The sequence below is a fragment of the Photorhabdus tasmaniensis genome, assembly GCF_011189505.1.
GTDB lineage: Bacteria > Pseudomonadota > Gammaproteobacteria > Enterobacterales > Enterobacteriaceae > Photorhabdus > Photorhabdus tasmaniensis.
In genome coordinates this window covers 1-3,130 of sequence record NZ_PUJU01000114.1, presented here as the reverse complement: position 1 = coordinate 3,130, position 3,130 = coordinate 1, and the positions used below count along the sequence as shown (strand labels likewise).

Below are 3,130 nucleotides of genomic sequence, written 5' to 3'. Positions count from 1 at the left end.
GCCGCCATGCGTCCAAATAGCACGGTGCCAAACACCACTTTTACCTGATCGCTGGTATGCGACAATACCTGGGCCCAGGCCAGATGACACAACGCCGCCAAACTGACCCCCAAACGCCGGGCCTGACCACGCAGACGATCATTCAGCTCAGGTACCAACATCCGGTGGGATTCCATCACCTGTGAACCATCACTATGCACCTCCGTCAATCCGAACGGCAGCGTGGGTTCATCCACCGCCGCCAGCATATCGGTAAAGAAGCGGATATGCGCTTCCTGACTGATCCCCAACCGGGCCTCAGCCACCAAATTACGGAAAGAAACTGGGGAAGGCAGGCTGTCCTCCTGTTCGGCAAGATAAGCCTGAACCTCACGGTTCATCACGTCCAGCGTGGTATGGTCGCCAATCAGGTGATGAAGCAATTGCAGGACAATCCAGCGGCCATCGGCTTCTTGCGCCACCACAAACCGCAACAATGGTGCCTGATTCAGGTCAAGACGATAATAACTAGGATTAAAACGTTGAGCCAATTGTTCACAAATAGGCCCATCAGCCGGGTCCAGAGTCAATTCAATGACCGATAAAGGGGCCTGACGCCAGACGACCTGAGCCGGCACAGACAACTCTTGCCAGATAAAGGCGGTACGCAAAATATCGTGCCGATCAACCACCTGTTGCACCGCCACCAGATAACGGTCCAGCAGAGTCCGTTCAGCAAAGGCCATCTGGCTGACCACCAGATACGGATCCCCTTCGTTTGCCAGTAAGTGGTGGAATAAAATACCGTCCTGCAATGGTGACAAAGCATAGATATCCTGAATATGGGTCACCCCGCCCGGCACCTGTCTGACGATGCGGTCAATGTCAGCCTGAGTCAGATCGATCAGCGGCAACATCTCCGGGGTGAGTGTCGTCGTCGCTGACGTAATGACGTTAGACGGCACTATCACGGCCTGGTGCTGTCCCAATGTTTGGGCTAAATCTGATAGCATTGGAGACTGGAACAGAGCACGCGCCGTCAGAGTCAACCCCTGGTGACGCAGGCGTTCAATCATGCTCACCGCGAGCAGTGAATGGCCGCCCAGGGCAAAGAAATTATCATACCGGCTGACCTGTTCAATCCCCAGTAATTCACGCCAAATCGCCGCCAAGGTCATTTCCATTGCGCCTTGTGGTGCCTGGTAAACCTGACGGACCACGTTTTCATTGTCCGGAGCCGGTAGTGCACGACGATCCAGCTTACCGTTCGAGGTCAATGGAAACTCCTCCAGCCGCACAAAGGCTGACGGCACCATATAATCAGGCAAAATTTTACTCAGGTGAACACGCAAACTATTCACCAGCCCGTCATCCTCAGGTGCCACCACATAGGCTACCAGTCGTTTATCCGCCCCATCACCTAACGCCAACACCGCCGCCTCACTCACCGCCGGGTGATCTACCAGATGCGTCTCAATTTCCCCCGGTTCAATGCGGAAGCCCCGGATTTTAACCTGTTGATCGTTACGGCCCATAAACGCCAGATTGCCGTCCGGCAGATAACGCGCCAAATCCCCGGTACGGTACATGCGCGCATCCGGGTTATCACTAAACGGATCCATCAGGAAACGTTCAGCAGTTAACTCAGAACGATTGAAATAACCCAGGGCTACCCCATCCCCCCCGACATAAATTTCTCCGACCACCCCTAACGGCACTGGCTGACCATACGCATCCAGCAGATAAACACGGGTATTCGCGATTGGCCGGCCAATGGGGACCCAGATCGCTCCCTGCGTTAACGCCTTGATAGGATACATCGTGGTAAAGGTGGTTCCCTCACTCGGACCATAAGCCTGCAATAATTGTTGTGGCGGGCGATTATCCAGAACCTGGGCAATCACATGTAAATCGGGAATATCTCCCCCAAAAATCAGGATTTTAATCTGCGGAAGAATTGGGGATAACTCTACCGCCAACCGGTTAAACAACCCAATAGTCAGCCACAGAACCGTGATGCGGTGAGCCTGTAGAACCCGTATTAACTCCGGTGGTGTTAATAATGTGGCGCGGTCGATAACCACTAGCACGCCACCATTGAGCAATGGTGCCCAGACTTCAAACGTGCTGGCATCGAAAGCCGGGTTAGCCGTAAAGGCAACCTGATCATCCGGTCCAATTTCAGCATAGCCATTATTGATGACCAGCCGGACCACCGCACGATGAAGCACTACCACCCCTTTTGGCATTCCAGTCGAGCCGGAGGTATACATGATATACGCTGATTCGGTACTAAAACGCGGTAAGTCAAGGTTGAAACACTCCTGCTCACTACTCGTATTCTCCTCATCAGAGAGACGAAGCAGCGGAACAGCCAGGTCAGCCGGAATATCAGTCTGTGTATCGGTGAGCAACAACCTGGCGGAACAATCACTTATCAGCCAGTTTTTCCGCTCATTCGGCACACTAGGATCAATCGGCACGTAAACGGCACCGGCTTTGAGAATCGCTAATTGGGATACTACCAGTTCTATCGATCGCTCAAACAAGATCGCAACATGATCACCAAGATCAATCCCTTGCTTAATCAGCTGACGAGCCAACCCGTTAGCACGAGCATTCAATTCCGTATAGCTCAGGGTTTTATCTCCTGCTATTAGTGCTGTCGCCTCTGGGGTCTTCTCCACCTGTTGTTCAAACAACTGATGGATGCATAACTGGCTAGGGTAAACTGTTTCTGTGGCATTCCAGGTTTCCAATAACAACCTGCGCTCCGATGGTGCCAGGATATCAATTTCCCCGATCCGCTGTTGAGCATGAGTGACCATCTCTTGCAACACCGCGTGCAGATATCCCACCTGCCGCTCTATCGTTGATTGATCAAACAGGGCAGTCGCATAACTCAACGCACCGACAATCCGCCCCTCTTGTTCTGACAGATTCAGTTCAAGATCAAATTTGACAATATCAAAATCAGAGACCTGATCGACCGGTGACACGGCCAGCCCCGGTAATTGCCAGGCTGTATTCTCATTGTTTTGCCAGGCAAACATTACCTGGAACAATGGCGTATGCGCCAGTCGGCGCGGCGGCTGCACGATTTCCACCACCTGCTCAAACGGTAAATCCTGGTGCTCCTGTACTGTCAAGG

Annotated in this window: 1 protein-coding gene; it reads right to left on the bottom strand. The window is 52.7% G+C overall.

Annotated elements, in window-relative coordinates; translation table 11 throughout:
- The coding region (locus tag C5471_RS22835; protein WP_166296497.1) for a non-ribosomal peptide synthetase at positions 1 to 3,130 on the bottom strand (3,130 nt) is incomplete at both ends.